Origin of the sequence: Planococcus versutus (assembly GCF_001186155.3) — a bacterium.
GTDB classification, from domain to species: domain Bacteria; phylum Bacillota; class Bacilli; order Bacillales_A; family Planococcaceae; genus Planococcus; species Planococcus versutus.
Genome location: NZ_CP016540.2, coordinates 2,739,791 through 2,757,181, shown reverse-complemented (window position 1 = coordinate 2,757,181; position 17,391 = coordinate 2,739,791). Strand labels below are relative to the sequence as shown.

The 17,391-nt window shown below is 39.1% G+C and carries 14 protein-coding genes; 12 read left to right on the top strand and 2 right to left on the bottom strand.

Features of this window, described 5'->3' with window-relative positions; genetic code table 11:
• The first annotated feature begins 8 nt into the window (after window positions 1-8).
• The 4 genes from I858_RS13855 (at window position 9) to I858_RS13840 (ending at window position 4,737) form a co-directional block, all read left to right on the top strand.
• Entirely contained in the window at window positions 9-2,150 is a 2,142-nt protein-coding gene (locus I858_RS13855; protein WP_049693019.1) for a beta-propeller domain-containing protein, read from the top strand.
• Between the two features lie 94 nt (window positions 2,151-2,244).
• Entirely contained in the window at window positions 2,245-3,384 is a 1,140-nt protein-coding gene (locus I858_RS13850) for a zinc-dependent alcohol dehydrogenase (protein WP_049693018.1), read from the top strand.
• Between the two features lie 117 nt (window positions 3,385-3,501).
• The gene (locus tag I858_RS13845; protein ID WP_083553715.1) at window positions 3,502-4,257 is read left to right on the top strand and encodes a threonine/serine exporter family protein; all 756 of its coding nucleotides are present in this window, start codon (window positions 3,502-3,504) and stop codon (window positions 4,255-4,257) included.
• Between the two features lie 12 nt (window positions 4,258-4,269).
• Entirely contained in the window at window positions 4,270-4,737 is a 468-nt protein-coding gene (locus tag I858_RS13840) for a threonine/serine exporter family protein (RefSeq protein ID WP_049693016.1), read from the top strand.
• Between the two features lie 363 nt (window positions 4,738-5,100).
• Here I858_RS13840 and I858_RS13835 read toward each other — a convergent pair whose 3' ends face one another.
• Window positions 5,101-7,107: a sensor domain-containing protein gene (locus I858_RS13835; protein WP_049693015.1), complete on the bottom strand. Its 2,007-nt coding sequence runs from the start codon at window positions 7,105-7,107 to the stop codon at window positions 5,101-5,103.
• Between the two features lie 164 nt (window positions 7,108-7,271).
• On the opposite strand from I858_RS13835, the gene I858_RS13830 reads away from it, so the two are divergent.
• From I858_RS13830 to I858_RS13795, 8 genes are all read left to right on the top strand, one after another.
• Window positions 7,272-7,820, top strand: coding sequence for a copper resistance CopC family protein (locus I858_RS13830; RefSeq protein ID WP_049693014.1), 549 nt, complete (start codon window positions 7,272-7,274; stop codon window positions 7,818-7,820).
• Window positions 7,817-8,878: a copper resistance D family protein gene (locus I858_RS13825; protein WP_049693013.1), complete on the top strand. Its 1,062-nt coding sequence runs from the start codon at window positions 7,817-7,819 to the stop codon at window positions 8,876-8,878. Before I858_RS13830 ends, I858_RS13825 begins: the two co-directional genes overlap by 4 nt.
• A 57-nt stretch (window positions 8,879-8,935) precedes the next feature.
• Window positions 8,936-9,868: a DMT family transporter gene (locus tag I858_RS13820; protein WP_049693012.1), complete on the top strand. Its 933-nt coding sequence runs from the start codon at window positions 8,936-8,938 to the stop codon at window positions 9,866-9,868.
• A gap of 137 nt (window positions 9,869-10,005) precedes the next feature.
• Complete coding sequence (locus tag I858_RS13815) at window positions 10,006-11,733, top strand: ABC transporter ATP-binding protein (RefSeq protein WP_049693011.1); 1,728 nt, start codon at window positions 10,006-10,008, stop codon at window positions 11,731-11,733.
• A complete protein-coding gene (locus I858_RS13810; RefSeq protein WP_157886550.1) occupies window positions 11,726-13,549 on the top strand; it encodes an ABC transporter ATP-binding protein in 1,824 nt (607 codons plus the stop codon). Before I858_RS13815 ends, I858_RS13810 begins: the two co-directional genes overlap by 8 nt.
• Before the next feature lie 164 nt (window positions 13,550-13,713).
• Entirely contained in the window at window positions 13,714-14,559 is an 846-nt protein-coding gene (locus tag I858_RS13805; protein WP_049693009.1) for a GNAT family N-acetyltransferase, read from the top strand.
• An 89-nt stretch (window positions 14,560-14,648) separates the two neighbouring features.
• On the top strand, window positions 14,649-15,503 hold the full coding sequence (gene kynA, locus I858_RS13800; RefSeq protein ID WP_049693008.1) for a tryptophan 2,3-dioxygenase: 855 nt from the start codon (window positions 14,649-14,651) through the stop codon (window positions 15,501-15,503).
• Between the two features lie 10 nt (window positions 15,504-15,513).
• Entirely contained in the window at window positions 15,514-16,227 is a 714-nt protein-coding gene (locus tag I858_RS13795; protein ID WP_049693007.1) for a glycerophosphodiester phosphodiesterase family protein, read from the top strand.
• Between the two features lie 64 nt (window positions 16,228-16,291).
• Here the strand turns inward: I858_RS13795 and I858_RS13790 are convergent, their stop codons facing one another.
• Entirely contained in the window at window positions 16,292-17,311 is a 1,020-nt protein-coding gene (locus I858_RS13790) for a DUF2804 domain-containing protein (protein ID WP_049693006.1), read from the bottom strand.
• Between the last annotated feature and the right edge of the window lie 80 nt (window positions 17,312-17,391).

Here is a 17,391-nt window from a genome sequence, read left to right as displayed (position 1 = left end):
GTGAAGTCATGAAGAGCAAGTATTGGATAAGTGCAATCGTTATCGTAATCGCTATGGGATTAACGTTTTTTGTACTCAATAACAAAGTGTCCATCACTGCCTCTCCTATCGCTTTAGTAGAGCAAGGATGGAAAGCTAGTTTCTCTTCGTCTCTCCGGCAAAAAGCTGTAGAAAAAGGTGACATTTACATTACGGATCAAAAGAATAGACCTGTGGAGGTCAAGATGCATATTCAAGACAACGGCAAGACCTTGGAAATCACAGAAATTCCAACAGGTGAATATCACTTGCACATAAAAAAAGAGGCTTTGAAAAACAGATTTATTAAAAATTTGGTGGAAACAAAAATTTCATTTGTTGTTTATAAACAGTTAAAAAAAGTATCTGGCGAAGAACAGTTAACAGATTACTTTAAGTATTTGCTAAAGATAAATCAAATCAATGAGCAATATGGAGGTACTGTTGCAGAAAGTAGTAAAGACGCAGCAACAACTTCAGATGCTGCAGCTGGCGGAGATGAAGGTGCAAGTTCAGAAAATGATTATTCTACTACAAATACGCAAGTAGAAGGTGTAGATGAAGCAGACATCGTGAAAACAGATGGATCGTATATTTATTCAATTAGCGAATCAGTTGTCATGATTTCTAATGTGCAAAATCCAAGTGAGATGACGGTATCAGCAAAATTAAATTTTCCGGAATATGCATATCCACAGCAACTTTTCTTAACAGGAGATACACTCGTTGTTATGGGGAGTAGCTACTCTGCGCTTCCGAAAAACGTGGGTCAAATAGGACTTACTTCAGTTTACGTATACGATGTTAGCAATCCAGAGTCTCCCAAACAAATCCGAGAATTTGGAACAGAAGGAGAGTTGAGTGGCGCGCGAGTAACGAATAATGTCTTGTATTTTGTGACAAATGTCTATCCGAAATACTGGACTTTAGAAGAACAACAACACCAGCCAGAACTGCGCCCACATCAATACGATTCAAAACAAGAAAGTATACTTCAGCCTTTGCCTTATGACCGTATCGCGATTTTGCCTGGAACATTAGAAGGAAGTTATAGTGTAATTACAGCTATGGATTTGACGATGCCTGAAACCAATACAATTTCTACAGAAGGATTTTTAGGTGGCAGTGAGCAGCTTTATATGAACGAAGACCATTTGTACTTAACAGCTTCTGCTTTTGTTCCATTAAATGATGCTGATACCCGTGACAGCAAGAAAGTGGGTGTGTGGCTTCCGCAGCAAGCGAACACAGAAGTTTTTAAATTCGAGTTAGCAGGTACCAAAGTTAACTTTTTAGCATCTGCAGAAATAACAGGGTCTTTGCTCAATCAGTTTTCCATGGATGAATACGAAGGGCATTTTCGAGCAGTGACCACAGAAGGCAGCGAATGGAACTTGAATTCTCCTTCAAAAAATCATTTGTTTATATTGGATGCACAGATGAAACAAGTAGGCTCAGTGGAAAATTTAGCTCACGGTGAGCAGATTTACTCGGCGCGTTTTATTGGCGATAAAGCATATATGGTGACTTTTAAAGAAACAGATCCTCTTTTTGTCATTGATGTTTCTGTTCCTTCTTCTCCAAAAGTATTAGGAGAACTGAAAATTCCAGGTTTCTCAAATTATTTACATCCACTAGACAAAGACCACTTGATAGGTTTTGGGTACGATACAAAACTAGTACCTGTAAAAAACGAAGAACCTATAGTTGTTACAGGAGGCATGAAAATTTCATTGTTTGATGTCAGCGATTTTGCTAATCCTCAAGAAAAAGACACTGAAATTATCGGAGGCGCTGGAACATATTCTGCTCTTCAATATGATCACAAAGCATTGTTTACCCATTCGGAAAAAAACTTGTTTGGTTTTCCAGCAAGTATATATGATGAGAAAACAAGTGGTGAAATGGATTTTGAAGGAGACGGAGCATTTATTTACACAATAACGCCAGATGGGATTTCACAAACAGCAAGCTTGATAGAAGAAACAGAAGATCAGTATGGAGAATGGGATGCGGCTATCCAGCGTATTGTTTATATCGATGATGAGTTATATACCGTGGCAAATAATGAAATCAAAAGTTATAGCTTAGAAACTTTTGAACCCATTCATGTTGTAAAATTGCATGAATGAAAAGAAGCGAAAGAATCTTTCGCTTCTTTTTTATGTTTTGATTTATAGAAACAGGGAAAGTGAAGAATATTCTGAACGCGATGGAGGGATAGTCATGAAAGCAGTCACGTTTCAAGGAACAAAGGATATGAAAGTAAAAAACGTAAAAGATCCTGAACTGCAGAAAAAAGATGATATCATCGTAAAAATAACGGCTACAGCTATTTGTGGAACAGATTTACATATTTATCAAGGAGCTCTACCTACAACAAAAGATACGGTCATTGGACACGAACCGATGGGAATTGTGGAAGAAGTAGGATCAGATGTAACTAAAGTAAAAAAAGGAGATCGCATTGTGCTTCCGTTTAACGTCAGCTGCGGCAAGTGTTTTTATTGTAGCAACGAAATGGAAAGTCAGTGTGATAACTCCAACGGCAATCCTCATTTCGATACAGGCGGATACTTTGGTTTGACAGAGCGGTATGGTGATTATTCAGGCGGACAAGCAGAGTATTTGCGCGTGCCTTACGGAAACTTTATGCCACTTGTAATTCCGGAATCCTCTGAACTAGAAGATGAATCGCTATTGTTCTTATCAGATGTCTTGCCAACAGCTTGGTGGAGTGTTGAAAATGCAGGAGTTAAAAAAGGAGATACTGTTGTCGTTCTCGGGTGTGGACCTATTGGACTAATGACACAAAAGTTTGCTTGGATGCAAGGCGCTAGTCGCGTAATAGCTGTAGATGAAATTCCCTACAGAATGGAACTTGCTAAGAAAATCAACAATGTGGAAATTGTTGATTTTAGTAAACATGACAACACAGGTGCTTTAATTCATGAGATCACACAAGGTGGAGCACGTGTCGTAATTGACTGTGTGGGAATGGACGGTAAGAAATCTCCAGCAGAAGCTGCACAGCAAAAACTAATGCTTCAAGGTGGTACACTGAGCGCAATTAATATCGCTAAAGATGCTGTCAGCAAATTCGGCACTATTCAATTGACTGGAGTTTATGGATTGACTTACAATCAATTCCCACTTGGCAATATTTTTGAGCGCAACGTAACGATGAAAATGGGGCAAGCACCTGTTGTCCATTTGATGCCAATGCTTTATAAAAAAATTGAGAACGGGGAATTTGACCCACGTGAAATTATTTCTCACATTATGCCTTTGGAAAATGCTGGTGAAGCTTATCAAATTTTTAATGACCACCAAGACAATTGTACAAAAGTCATTTTAAAGCCATAGTTGAAAATACACCTATAAATCATGATCTACTAAACGTCTCAATTTATTGAGACGTTTAGTTTTTTGCGTAGTTGCGATATGATGGGAAGGGTATCGACTGGGAGAGGAGAAAAACATGTGACGCAAATAGGTGAAACAAGACGCGAACTTGCCTTGGATTGTTTTCTGCTGGCCGGTAGAATTATGATGGAAAGTGGAGCGGAGACATACCGCGTTGAAGATACGATGATCCGAATGGCTGTGTCACAAAATATGGTGAACTCCCATTGTTTCGTGACGCCATCAGGCATTATGTTTTCTCCAAGCGAGGAGCTAGCTACGCGCTTTGTTCGTATCAACAATCGAAGTACTGACCTTGAGCGAGTGGCGTTAATCAATTCCGTTTCCCGCAGGTTGGTAGCGGGAGAGTTTACATTACAGCAAGCTTATGATGAAATGCTAATTATTGATCAAACTAATTATCGCTTTAATATGTGGCTACAAATTTTAGCTGCTGCTTTAGCAAGTGGCTGTTTCTTTATTTTGTTAGGAGGCACTTGGCACGATCTGCCGTTCGCTTTTGTTTTTGGAGGTACTGGATTTATCATTGTGGAAACCATTCTACTAGAAACGCGAGTAAAAATATTCGCTGAATTTATTGGGGCTTTTGTTATTGGGATTCTGGCATCGATTACTGTATATACAGGATTTTCAACAGATCTAGATACCTTGATTATTGGTTCAATTATGCCACTTGTTCCTGGGTTGCTCATTACCAATGCAGTTCGTGATTTAATGGCAGGTCATTTTATGTCTGGTTTGTCTAAAGGGGCAGAGGCATTTTTAACAGCTTTTGCAATTGGCGCAGGAATTGCAGTGGTTTTATCATTTTAAGGAGGAGTTTCGATGAACTGGCCTTTGGAAGCATTGCTTAGCTTTTTAGCAGCAGGCGCATTCGGTGTGATGTTTAATGCACCACAGCGAACATTAATTAGCTGCGGATTAGTTGGCATGAGCGGCTGGCTAATTTACCGCATATTCTTTTTGGCGTTCGACGATCCCGTACAAGCTTCTTTTGCTGGAGCTTTTGCCGTCTCATTTGTAGCGCACTTACTTGCTAAAAAATTTCGGATGCCCATGATTATTTTTAGTGTTGCTGGAATCATTCCATTGGTTCCGGGAAGTAAAGCATACAATGCTATGCGCAACATCGTTGAAAATAACTATTTAGAAGCCATCGCATTTGCTTCAGAAGCTATGATGATTTCAGGTGCTGTAGCAATGGGATTGGTATTTGCTGAAGTGTTAATGCAATTGTTCTTTAAGCGACAAGCAAAAAGAATACAGAAAAAAATGGGGCTGACACAAGATTGAATCTTGTTGGTCAGTCCCATTTTTCGGGGTTTTTTAATTTTGCTGTGCGGCTGAAATACGCCACTTCGCCAGAGCGTCTTAAGCCCGGCAGAGCTACACGGGCGCTTACGCTTTTCTTGGTATCTAGCTCCAACGCCCAGCTCTTTGGATCATAAGTCAACCCGACTGTGCGGCAAAGAACGCCGCTCTGCCGGTCTGCCTTATGCCCGGCAGAGCTACATGGGCGCTTACGCTTTTCTTGATGTCTAGCTCCAACGCCCAGCTCTTTGGGTCATAAGTCAACCCGACTGTGCGGCAAAGAACGCCGCTCTGCCGGTCTGCCTTATGCCCGGCAGAGCTACACGGGTGCTTACGCTTTTCTTGTTACCCTAGCCATTTTTCTAGGTCTGATGCTGTCATTGGGTGGCCGATGAAGAAACCTTGTAGGCTGTCGCATCCCATAGCGCGTAACAGTTCAAATTGTTCATTGGTTTCGACGCCTTCAGCGGTTACTTGGAAATCTAGTGATTTGCCGAATTGAATCATGCCGTTAATGAGTTTTTGCATTTTCTCTTGTTTAGTAATAGATTGTATAATCATTTGGTCTATTTTAATTGAAGAAATTGGCAACATTAGCATGTAGCGGAACGATGCGTAGCCGGTTCCAAAGTCATCTAGCGCAAAGCTTATGCCTTCTTGGTTGAGACTTTTCATTTGTGTCATGATAGAGCGTTCAGCTTCAGCTTCGAGTGCGAATTTTTCGGTTATCTCAATCATTAAAGAACTTGGTTCGCAATTGTTTATCTTTAATTGATTCAAGATCATTTTGGCCATGTCTTTATCTCTAAATTCATGAATGGAGGAGTTTATGCTGATATGCAAATCGATGTTTTTGGATTTCCAATCACTTAATTGCCGGCAAGCTGTTTCAACGACAAAACTCCCGATTTTATTGATGAGGCCATTTTCTTCAGCGATTGGTATGAGTTCATCAGGCGTAACGACACCGATTTCAGGATCGGTCCAGCGCACAAATGCCTCTACTCGTTCTACTTTTCCGTTTACTAAGTTGACTTGTGGTTGATATAAAAGTTGTAGGTTTTTACTATCCAATGCACAAATCAGCCGTTTTTCAATCGCTGCTTTTCGACTTAAACGTTCGTGATCGCCCGATGTTAGTGCTGAAATTGCGCTGCCACCGCGATCTTTTACTTTTCGAATTGTTGCATAAGATGCTTTGATCAAATGTGTGAAACTTTGCTGGTCTTCTGGAAATTTTGTAATCGCACCGCTGACAGTCATTGGCACTGCTGTGCCTTGCAGATAAATAGGGTGTTGCTGCAAATAATGAAGAAACCCTTCGATAAACCAGTTGCTTAACGGCGTTACTAAAGCAAATTCATGCAATCCAGCACGCGTGATAATAGAATCAGAGAAATACATACGCAATCGTTTCGTGAATTCGATAAGCAATTCGTTTTCCGTATCTGTATCGGATACATCACGTAATGTGTAGAAATGATCAATATCTAGAAATATAAAAGAAAAACTCCGTTCTTCTGTTATATATTCGTTAACAACTTGTTCAAGTCGATGACGATTTTCTAAACCAGTTACGGGATCAATAAAAGCAATTTCTTCAAGATGTTGTTGTGCTAGTTTGTTCGCTGTGATATCTCTTTCGAGGAAAACGTAGTACGTATCTTCACTCGACAGTTGCATTGGAATCGCTGTCAGTTCTACCCAGTATACTTCACCATCTTTTTTAACTTTTTTGGCTTCGCCGTTCCAAGCAAGTCCTTGGCGCAAAGTCGATAAAATAGAGTCGACAAATTGGACTTCCGCTTCGCCATCTCCAAACATATGCCAAATTGGTTTTCCTAAAATTCGTTTAGGTGTCCATTTACTTAGTTTTAAAAACAACGGATTTGCGTACGTAATTAAAAATTCATGATCAAAATAAAGCAGCATAAACGAATCATCTAACCCATTCCGTAAATGATTTAACTCGATAGCAGAAGAGCCTTCTGTATCTAATTCATCAATTTCATAAATCGTCATGACAAAAGGCTCGCCGTCGAATGTATAAGATTTGGCTACGACAGTTGTATAGGCCTTTACGCCTTCAGCTAATTCGACTTCGATGTGTTCAAATCTTACGGGTTCTTCTGTATGTAATAATTTTTCCCATGAGTGCTTATGTAAAGCTGCTTTCTCAGGATTCATATAAGAAGAAGCTTGTCCTTTAATAGCTTCAGAGTCTATTTGGAAAATACGTTCAGCGTTATGGTTGCACCATGTAATTAAACCATCTTTATCGATAATGATGATCGGGAAAGGAATTTGGTTAAAAACGAGGGTGTCAGATAAAGTTTGTTGCAGTTCAGTCATTCTTTGACGCTCCTTAACCGTAGTTTACTTTCATTATAGAGAAGAAAAGCTTCATCGTCATCCTTTTAAAAACAATCTCTAAAGGGAATTATTGAATTTTTCTATCCTTTCTGTAAAAATCGTGAGAGAATAGGCTTAAATCACATGAAAATAGAGGTAAAAAAATGTATATGAAGTTTTTGATATTATTTTTCGCACTAGTACTTATTCCTGTTTCAGTACAAGCACATACAGGTTTGCTTTCTTCGACACCTATAGAAGGTGAAAATTTTAAGACATTGAATAATGTTGAGCTAGTTTTTGATTCAGATATTCAAGAAGGTAGCACAATGAGTGTTGAAGGTGAAAATGATTCTTTCGAATTTAAAAGTATCGAAATTCAAGAAAATCGTTTAGTCGGAACTTTCAACAAAACATTGCCAAGTGGATCGTATCAAATTCTTTGGACTATTATTGGAGAAGATGAACATCCCATCGAAGGTGAGATTCCAATCGGTATTTCGAACGAAACTAGCGAACGACCAAGTGGAGTAAACAAGTCAACTTCAAGTCAAAATGATGAACAGACACCAAACAAATCCAAAGCCGCTACAAGTAAAGGCGAAAATACACAAACAGAAAATGGCAGCAACTCATCTATCCTTATTGTAATGGCACTAGCAGCAGTTTTAACGATATATGGAATCTATAGATTGTTGTTGAAAAAGAAATGATTTTTTTTACAGCCATTGCGGATGTTTTCTTATATACTGCTTTTTCTTATCTTGCCGGCGCGATTATTTTGAAATTTGTACCGGAGAACAAGAAGCCAAGCTTGTCTACTTCAAAAATGTTGTTACTTATTAGCACACTAGCGATCATTTTTTTATCGTTTGTTCCTGTCTATGAATTGGTTGTGTTTCTTCAAAGTACACAAAGCACTGCAGAAGCCTTTCAAACGGCTATTACTCAATTTCGCATTGGTCAAGGATGGCTTGTCACAGTGTTGCTCAGTGTTGTTTTAGCGATTACGATTTATGTGGATGGCAACCGTTATATTCAAGCCTTGTATACATTCTTACTTATACTAACCGTGGGTTTCTATAGTCATATCTCCACACTTGATTTATGGGCAGGCTTTGCTCTTCACTCAAGTCATATTTTACTCATGTCAGTTTGGACAGGCATATTGCTCCATGTAGCTTGGTTCGCGGAAAACGGAAAAAACTGGCGTCGATTTTTGAGTTGGTTTACTCCAGTTGCTTTAGTCTGTGTTGCTGGTGTCATTGCTAGTGGTGTTGTCATCATGTTCTTTTTTGTCGCGCCAGCAGATTATACCAATTCGTGGGCATTGCCTTATGGTCAACTGCTTTTGCTCAAACACATCAGTATTATTCCGGTACTCTTAGCAGCTTTACTAAATGGCTTTTTAAATAAGAAAAAAGTTTTTCAGCAAGCTTGGTTAAAAGTAGAGAGTTTGCTTTTGCTTTGTGTTTTCGTTTTCACTGCTTTTATGAGCAAACAAGCTCCACCTCATGACGTCAATGATACATTGCGGATTGAAGGGGGAGGCTGGTTGATTGAAAAGATATCAGGTCCTTTATACATACCAATTGCAGCTCAGTTGGATTGGACTTTGAATGGCGTATTGCTAATTGGACTCAGTTTGCTATTATTGAGCTTAATGCTTGTAAGTTTTTATCGACAGTTAAACACGTGGCTCTCTTTATTTTGGGGCGTTGGGTTTATTGGTTGTTTTTATATAGGGTTAATGATGAATCTTTCATTTTAAATACAAATCAGCCAATCTTTTAAGATTGGTTTTTCTGTGAGGAAAGGGGGTGCAGGTATGGAACGTTTGAAAGGAATTTCCATGATATTAGTTGGCGCTATTTTATGGGGAGCAACGGGTCCTTTAATGGAATGGGTGATGGATAACTATGCTATTTCTGTCCCTTTTATTATCACAATTCGGTTGACGGTTGCAGGCATTGTATTGCTTCTTTTTTTGAAGATAAAAGGCGTTCACATTACCGCTATTTTTCGTAATAAATATTGGGTTCGTCCCTTGCTTATATTCTCCGTGCTAGGAATGCTAGGAGTTCAATACAGTTTTGTAGCAGCAATTAACGCCAGTAACGCAGTTGTGGCGACGTTGATGCAGTTTTTAGCTCCTGTATACATTATTGTCTTTGTCTCTATAACTCATAAAAAATTGCCTCCTGCCTACCAAGTTGTTGGAATGCTAGGAACTTTAGCAGGATTGTTTTTATTGTTGACCAATGGCAAGCCAGATCAATTGATCATTAGCGGAGAAGCGTTGTTTTGGGGCGTTTTAGTGGGATTGGCTTTTACGTTCTACACGCTATATCCCGCCCGTCTCATGCAAGAATGGGGTGTCTTAGTCATTGTGGCGTGGTCCATGTTGTTTGGTGGGATTTTCCTAGGTGTGGTAAATCCAATATTCTTATCTGATGAATGGGCAGTATTAGCTAAGCCTGCTGTTAGCGGGTCTATAGTGGCAATCATTATTTTTGGAACAGCCGCTTTTGTATTATTCTTGAGTAGCATGCGTTACATTACTCCAGTCGAAACAAGTATTTTATCATCGTTTGAGCCACTAACAGCTATGGTGATTTCAATTTTTTGGTTTGGACAAGTGTTGTCAGCGATTCAACTAGTAGGGGCACTGGCTATGTTAGTGTTTGTCGCGTGGCTTTCTCTTGCTGGCAATCCGAAAAAGAAGAAAAGGAAAAACAAGTTTCCTAAACCAATCAACTAAAGCAATCAACAGTTTAGAAAGCGATGCCTCATCAGGCATCGCTTTTTTATAATAGAAATGACTATTCGATATCTGAAAATTGTGGCATACTATTTAGTATAAAGTTTCGGGTTTCGAAACGTTTAGGAGGAACTCCCGTGAAAACAGTTTTTTCTTATGCAAAACCCTATAAATTTTATATAGCCATTGCACTTGTTTTAATGTTACTAGAATTAGTAGTGGAATTAATGCAGCCACTTGTAATTGCTAGCATTATTGACAAAGGAATTGTAGAAAGAGACCAAGATGTCATCATTCAATTAGGGATTGTGCTAATGGCTCTGTCAGTGATTGCGTTTGTTTCAGGAATTGTCAACTCGTATTTTGCAGCTCATGCATCTCATAGTTTTTCTTTTGATTTAAGACAAGCTGTTTATGGGCGTATTCAATCATTTTCGTTAGCCATGTTCAATAAATTCCCAGCTTCTGGTTTAATTACGCGACTCACGAGTGATGTTACGCTAGTTCAACAAGTATTATATATGGGATTGCGAATCATGCTGCGCGCACCTTTGCTTGTTGTCGGAAGTATGATTATGGCATTTGTGGTCAATCCAAAACTAGCTTTGTATTTGGTTATTGTTTTTCCGTTTTTACTTGTATTTCTTTACGTTATGGTTAAAAAAGGTGTTGCGTATTTTGGCTTTGTTCAAAAACGATTAGATCGTGTCAATCGCATTGTTCAAGAAAATTTACAAGCGGTCCGCTTAATCAAAGCTTATTTGCGTGGGAAATACGAAACCCAGCGCTTTTCCAAAGTAGCAGGCGATTTGAAATTTGATACAGTTAAAGCGTTTCGTATTATGGAAATTATTTTACCCATTCTATTATTTGGAATGAACTTATCGTTACTCGCTGTATTGTGGTTTGGTGCTTTTGAAATCCAAGCAGGTGGAGCGCAAATCGGTGAACTGGTCGCAATCGTCAACTATGCCATGCGCATGACTGGGGCTTTTTCTATGTTTTCTTTCATTATCATGATTTTTGTACGAGCGAAAGCGTCTTCTGAGCGATTAGAAGAAGTGCTATTAGCAGAAGATGGACATGAACAAGAAGACGTTGGAGAAGACCAGCCGATTCGCCTTGGAGAGATTTGTTTTGATAACGTATCGTTTACATATCCTGGAACAGAAGAGCCTGTACTGAAAAACATTTCTTTCAAACTAAACCCCAATGAAAAACTAGCAATTATGGGTGCTACAGGATCAGGAAAAACGACTTTATTGCAATTGCTTCCTCGTTTTTATGACACAACGGATGGCGTTGTTTCTTTACATGGTCGGGATGTCTTAAAGTGGTCGTTGCGTGAACTGCGTAAAACCATTGGCATTGTTCCTCAACAATCATTGCTATTTACAGGAACTATTTCCAATAACTTATCATGGGGAAAAGATGAAGTCGCACAAGACGAGCTGGCAGATGCCGCGATCAAAGCGCAAATTCACGAAACCGTCGAGCGTTTTCCGAAAGGCTATTACACACGTGTTGGACAAAAAGGCGTTAACTTATCGGGTGGCCAAAAACAGCGTCTTTCTATTGCACGAGCGCTAGTTCGTAATCCCTCAATTTTAATTTTGGATGATAGCACGAGTGCCTTGGATGTTAAAACCGAAGGTGCGTTGTGGGAAGAGCTCGAACAAGAACAAGCCACAATGCTTGTCGTCACACAAAAAATCCGAACGGCGATGCGAGCAGACCGAATCTTATTGCTAGAAGAAGGTCGCATCTCTTCGTATGGCACACACGAACAGCTTATGACTAAATCAGAACTATATCGTCAGATTGCAATGTCTCAACAGGAAGAAGAGGTTGATGAATATGTTTGATGCCATTCGCCGACCTTTTGGCTATGAACCGATTTTGACAAAAGAAGACTTAATGAAAAAAAAAGGCAAGAAAGATGAACGTCCACAAAACTGGAAATCGACACTTTTGAAAATTTGGAAACTAGTCGATGAGCAACGGTTGTTATTATTTGTCGTATTGGCACTGGTATTTGTCAGTTCCGCTATGGCTTTACTTGGACCTTACTTAATCGGCTTTATCATTGATGAGTATATTGTGCCGCAAAATTTTGATGGAATGGGAATCGTCGTATTGTGGCTCATAGTTGTCTATGTTGGTCATTCTATTTCTTTGTATTTGCAAAATTTTTGGATGGTAGGAATTGCTCAGCAAGTTATCTATCGTTTGCGAACGCGACTTTTTTCACATCTTCAGCGGTTACCTGTTAGTTTTTTTGATAAACGGCAACACGGTGAATTGATGAGTCGGATGACCAATGATATTGAAACCGTTTCTTCTACTTTGAATACATCGTTTATTCAAGTATTTTCTAGCATTTTAACGTTAACTGGTACGGCTGTCGTTATGTTGACGCTCAGCCCTTTACTGACTCTACTAACTTTAATCATCATTCCGCTCATGTATGTCTCTGTTCAATGGATTACAAAGCGCACGGGGAGGCTCTACAAAGAACAACAAAAAGCTATCGGTGAATTAAATGGCATGATTGAAGAAACCATTTCTGGCCAAAAAATTGTTAAAGCATTCTCACAAGAACCACGTGTGATGGAAGAGTTTCGCGAAAAAAGTGAAAATCTTCGCCAAGCTGGATTTTGGGCGTGGACATATGCGGGATTTATACCAAAAGTGATGAACGTTCTAAATAACGGCAGTTTCGCGATTGTAGCGGGTGTTGGGGGAATTCTTGCTTTAAACGGCTCAGTAACAATTGGCGTAATCGTTATTTTCACTGAGTATGCTCGTCAATTTACGCGTCCGTTAAACGACTTAGCAAACCAATTTAATACCGTACTATCAGCTATTGCTGGAGCCGAGAGAGTTTTTTCAATTATGGATGAAACTGAAGAAAAAGACGATCACGTTTTCAATGTGGAAAAACGACTAGAAGGTGAGGTAGTTTTCGACCGTGTTTCTTTTAAATATGAAGGTTCAGAAGAAGGTTGGACCATCCGTGATGTAAGTTTTACAGTAGGGATTGGTCAAACAACTGCATTGGTTGGAGCAACGGGAGCAGGAAAAACAACGATTATGCAATTATTAGCACGTTTTTATGATGCCAATGAAGGTGAAATTCGTTTAGATGGCACGCCCATCGCCAAGATGCCGCGCGAAACATTGCGTAAACAAATTGCTTTCGTACTGCAAGATCCGTTTTTGTTTGAAGCTACGGTGAGTGAAAACATTCGATACGGCAAACTAGATGCAACTGATGAAGAAGTCATAAAAGCCGCAAAAGGCGCGAATGCTCATGAATTTATCGAGAAATTGCCAGAAGGCTATAATACCATTTTGACAGGCGACGGTTCAATGATTAGTCAAGGTCAAAAACAATTGTTGTCAATTGCTCGTGCGCTTATTGCCGATCCAGTTATTTTGTTACTTGATGAAGCAACCAGTAGCATTGATACCGTAACAGAGTTGAAAATCCAAGAAGCCTTAGAACGACTTATGGCAGGACGTACAAGCTTTGTCATTGCGCATCGACTGAATACCATTCGAAAAGCCGATTTGGTACTTGTGATGGAAATGGGAAGGTTAGTAGAATCAGGTACACAGCAAGAACTAATAAGTGAAAGAGGTCTTTACGCTACCATGTTGTCCGAAGCTAAATTATAGAAAATGAGTTACTCCAGTTTATAAGGAGTAGCTCTTTTTCTTTATTTTCATAGCGCCACTGTTTCATGCGGTATGATAGGATGAAAATAACGAATAATTTTCCGAGATCGTGACTATTTCTACTAGCGTATTCGAATAAATTAAAGTTGAGAGGAGGCGGCAAAATGGATTTGTCAGTATCAATTAGTTCGTTTCCAGTAGATGAACAAACTGCCGGTGATATGGCGAAACTGCTTGAAGGACTACCAGCACAATCCATAACAGTACTTCATCCCAATTTGTGGAGAGCAGCAGATACACGAGGATTCACTGTTCTTGCATATACTGAACAAGATGAATTAGTGGGTATTGCGGCCGCAGCAGATATGATGGGCTTGCATCATTACGAATGGTCACTGTACGTGCATCCGGATTATAGAAAGTTATCGCTGGGCACTGCATTAGCAGATGGTATCTCACACGGCTTAGCGCAACGTCAGGTCGAAAGTGAGTTGGTCGCGTTCGCAAACGAAGTTGAAATTGCTGGATTTATGGAAAGTTTAGCGTATCAACTCGATTTTAACGAAATTCTTTTGTCAGCAGAGCCGTTACCGCAAAGCCAACTGCCAGAAGATTTAACCATCACAACTTACACAGGACAAGCTCAAGCTAAAAAACTAATTGAGCTTGTAACTTCCGCATTTGATGATTTGATTTTAGAGCATAATAAGAAAGATCCAGAAAAAGAAATATGGATGCTTCAAAAAAATCAACAATTACTGGCAATGGTTACGTTAGTGACAGAAGAAGATGCTTTATGGATAACCGCATTTGCAGTTCACCCCGATCATCAAGGCAAAGGGTACGACAACCAACTATTGAAATGGTGTAGAGAATTGGCATTTAAGCGAGAACTAAATGGAGTGTATCTTGATGTAGAAACGAACGATCAAGCAGTACATGTTTATGAGAAATCTGGATTTGTACGAGTACAAACCGTTTCTTATTGGAAACCGAAAACGCATTCATAAAACAGAAGTTTATATTTGCGAAGCAATTACAGAATAGGTTATAAGTGAGACTAGCCGAGCTAAAGCTGAGAACTAATGGAGTGATATGGATGACTAACTATGAAAATGGCCAAAACATCGCTGCGGCATCTGAAAAAAACATACGTACTGATTTTAAAGAAAGCATGACTTATGGTGATTATCTTCATTTAGATAAGCTCTTAACAGCACAAGATGGCGTTAGTGGACATCACGATGAGACCTTATTTATTATTATTCACCAAGTATCGGAATTGTGGATGAAGTTAATTTTGCATGAATTGCAATCGGCAATCGATCATATCAATAAAGACGATTTGCAAACAGCATTTAAACAATTAGCGAGAGTATCGCGCATTCAAGCTCAAATTATTCAAGGATGGGACGTATTATCGACATTAACACCGGCCGAGTATATGGAGTTCCGTGATGACTTAGGCAATGCGAGTGGATTTCAGTCTTATCAATACCGAATGATCGAATTTGCTCTTGGTTATAAAACGAAGCATGTTTTGAAAATTTATGAAAAAGATGAACCACTACATGCAAAGCTTGAAACAGCATTTAATGCACCAGGGTTGTATGATGCAGCGATTCAAAAACTGGCGAGAAGTGGATTTGTTATTGATGAAGATTTTTTGCAGCGAGATGTTAGCATGGTTTATGAATCTAATGAAAGTGTGCGTGAGGCATGGAAGACCGTTTATCGCGATGTAGAAACCCATTGGGAATTGTATCAGCTGGCTGAAAAACTAGTTGATATTGAAGATTGGCTTCAGCAATGGCGCTTCCGTCACATGAAGACAGTAGAACGCATCATTGGATTTAAACAAGGAACGGGCGGCTCATCAGGCGTTAATTATTTAAAGAAAGTGTTGGATCAATATTTTTTCCCTGAATTATGGGAAATTCGAACAGATATTTAGGAGGAGTATTATGAAGATTTATGCACATAGAGGGTGCTCAGGAACATGTCCTGAAAATACATTAGCTGCATTTCGTGCGGCGGCTGAATTGCCAATTACGGGTGTGGAAATCGATGTGCATTTAACAAAAGACAACGAAATTGTTGTTATTCATGACGAGAAAGTCAACCGCACAACCAATGGTCGAGGTTATATTAAAGAAATGACTTTAAAAGAAGTAAAAGAACTTGATTGTGGCTCTTGGTATGCAGAAGAGTGGAGCGATGAAAAAATTCCAACACTAGATGAAGTATTCGATATTTTTGAAAACACAACCCACCGACTTAATATTGAGTTAAAATCGGATGTATTTCCATACGATGGCTTGGCCGATAAAGTGATTGATTTGGCAACAAAGCGTGGATTTATCAATCGCATTCTCATTTCTTCTTTTAATCACGAAGACATTCAATCCGTGGTACAAGGTAAAAAAGTAGAAAGCGCCATTCTAACTTTTGAAGTGTTAGTGGACGTCTATGATTACGCACGTGTTATTGGCACAAAGCGAATTCACGTTTCGCTGCCATCTGCTTTTAGAAGAATGACAACAGATGCTTTAAGAAAAGGTGCAATTGTCTATACCTATACGGTAAACGATATTAGCTACGCAGAAGAACTACAAAAAATTGGGGTTCATGGAATTTTTACCGATTATCCAGAAAAAATGCTGGCATATTTAAGCTGAAAAAAGTTGTTAGTAAAACTAAAAAAAGGTGTTGGAATGCACGCATTCCAACACCTTTTTTGACTTACCATTTAGCATAATGATCTTCAATAGATCCAAGAAGCTGCGTGATTTTTAGTTTTTTTCCATCCGTGTACCGAACATAGCCATTATAATAGCCAAATAGTTGATGGACTTCAGATTTAACCAGTCGCATATCGGTTTTAGTTTCTCTCTCAAAAAAGGGAGAAAAGGTTAGTCGGATGTCATCAGAAAACTTACTATGAATAAGCCATGGTTTTTTGTAATCTTCCCGGTCGTAATGAAACAAGACATCTTCATGAATTTTAGTCATTTTGCCGTTTACAAAAAATGCATTTTCTGTCATACCTGTACCGTCGGTCCATTTGCCACCTAAATTTAAGCCGATTACTTTCCCAAGTGATCGCTGAGAAGCCATACCCCAATTCCAATGAGATTCTCTTGGCCAAACGCCACGACCGTAATCCAATACCGCAAAGCTATCTAGTTTATCGAATTTAAATTGATCATTGCCAATTTTCACCATGCCACTTGCAGGAAGTGACGTGTGCTTGCCGGTAAATTGAAAGGTTTGCCGATTCCATGGAATAACAACATTTAATGATTCATAATCTGTAGGGTGAGAAATAACTAGAATTGCTTCTAAATCTTCTCCGTCAAATTCTTTTGCACGAACGGTTAAGTGCGTTGCTCCTTGGCTGTAAATTGATTCGATAGTCATTAAATCGCTGCGGAAATAACAGGGATCTAATACATTTTCGGGCAATTTCACATGACGCGCAAATGGGAGAATAATGGTTTTTTCAAAAAAACGCTGTGTTTCATAATTTAGGAAATAGATAAAGCAGACGGTTGCATAGTCCAAGTGAGAAATTGTTGCTGAAAACAAAATTTCATCTCCAAAGATGCACCAATAATTCCATTTCTTCTTACGCATAAAATTCCCACGTAAATTACTTTCTACTAAAGGCTGCTTTGCATAGCCGATAGCTTTTGGATTTAATTGGCCTTTTGCATCACAAAGTTTTACAAGTTCAGTAAGCTCTCGTTCTACATGTTGCATTAAATCCACCTCATCCGTATTCTTCTACTTTTATTGTAGCAGAACACGAAAAAAATATCCTTTTGAAAAAGTCTTGTCTA